The sequence below is a fragment of the Bradyrhizobium sp. MI1.11 genome (assembly GCF_055811255.1).
In genome coordinates, this window is record NZ_JBVVPM010000168.1 from 1 (window position 1) to 1505 (window position 1505).

Here is a 1505-nt window from a genome sequence, read left to right on the forward strand (position 1 = left end):
GGCCCCCGTGGCACAAGAGCTTTGTGAGGTTTGATCGGATCGCTTGCATCCATATGTGCGGCCTGTTGGGTGCAGCTTGGTAGCCACTGGCCAAGATGGCTTCCGCAACACGAGTTCCAATCACCGCAGCGGCCTTGAACAGCCAATGGGTCGCACGGATTTACTCGCGTCTCGGGTCGATCGATCGCACCATCTCTTCTGCTCTTGCAGCTCCGGTTCGGCCGGTGGACCAGGTCGCCGGCCGGCCGAATCTCTCAGCTATGCGACGGTTGCCGTTGTGGCATCGAGCCGCGCACCGTCGTAGCTCTCCCCCGTGGTCATCAGCTTCCAGGCGATGCGGGCCATCTTGTTGGCCAGCGCCACTGCGGCGAGCTTCGGTGTCTTGCGCTTCAAAAGCTCGATCAGCCAGTGAGGCCCGCGGTCTTTCGCTTTGGCCACCTTGACGACCGAGGTCGCCCCGACCACCAGCAGCTGACGTAGTCTCTCATCGCCCGCACGGGTTATCTTGCCGAGCCGGAGCTTTCCCGCAGTGGAATGGTCCTTGGGCGTCAGGCCGAGCCAAGCCGCAAACAGCCTTCCTGAGCGGAAGGCGTGCGGATCTGGCGCCTTCATCACCAGCGCCGCCGCCGTAACCGGACCGATCCCCGGGATCTGCGCCAACCGCCGGCTCGTGGCATTGGCCCGGTGCCAGGCCAGCAGTTTCGCCTCGGTCGCCTTCAGCTCGACCTGCACCTGTTCATATTGGCGAGCCAGCATCACAAACAGCTCGCGGGCCAGCGCCGGCACGCTTTCGTCATGGCTGATCGCCGCCAGGAACGCCGCGAGCTTGTCCAGTCCCTTGGCCGCGATCAGACCGAACTCGGCCGCATGCCCACGGATCGTGTTGGAGAGTTGCGTGCGACGCGCGACCAGTTGTTCGCGGACGCCCAGCAGCATCAGCGCGGCTTGCTGCTCGGCCGTTTTCACCGGCACATACCGCATCCGCGGTCGGCTCGCCGCCTCGCACAGCGCTTCCGCATCACGCCCGTCATTCTTGTTGCGTGGCACGTAGGGCTTCACCAGTTGCGGCGCAATCAGCCTGACCGTGTGTCCCAGCTTGCCAAGCTCGCGCGCCAAGTGGTGAGCGGCCCCGCAAGCCTCGATCACCACCACCGTCGGCTGCAGCTTGGCAAAAAACTCCAGCATCGCCTTGCGGCTGAGCCGTTTGCGCAGCACGACCTGCTCCGACGCATCAACACCATGCAGCTGAAAAATATACTTCGACGTATCCATCCCAATGCGGATAATCTGGCTCACGGACGGCTCCTGTGAATGGGTGTGTGACAACCTCATTCTGGCACAGCTGATGCCGTAGGGGGCCGTCCACCCCATCATCGCAAGGCCATACCGGCATTCCGCCAGCGTTTGACGTTGCGCGTGACGCGGCGAATGGTGCCCATCATGTTCTCGGCGATGTTGGTACAGGCGAGCGATCGACGAAGCTCCTTCGGCAGCTTCAACCGGAC

General features: G+C 63.3%; 1 protein-coding gene and 1 pseudogene. Both read right to left on the minus strand.

Going from position 1 to position 1505, the window contains the following annotated elements; genetic code table 11:
• Positions 1–258 precede the first annotated feature (258 nt).
• A complete protein-coding gene (locus tag AC0L30_RS42905) occupies positions 259–1296 on the minus strand; it encodes an IS110 family RNA-guided transposase (RefSeq protein WP_473406782.1) in 1038 nt (345 codons plus the stop codon).
• Between the two features lie 77 nt (positions 1297–1373).
• Positions 1374–1505: pseudogene (locus AC0L30_RS42910) on the minus strand (IS256 family transposase); the annotation flags it as partial.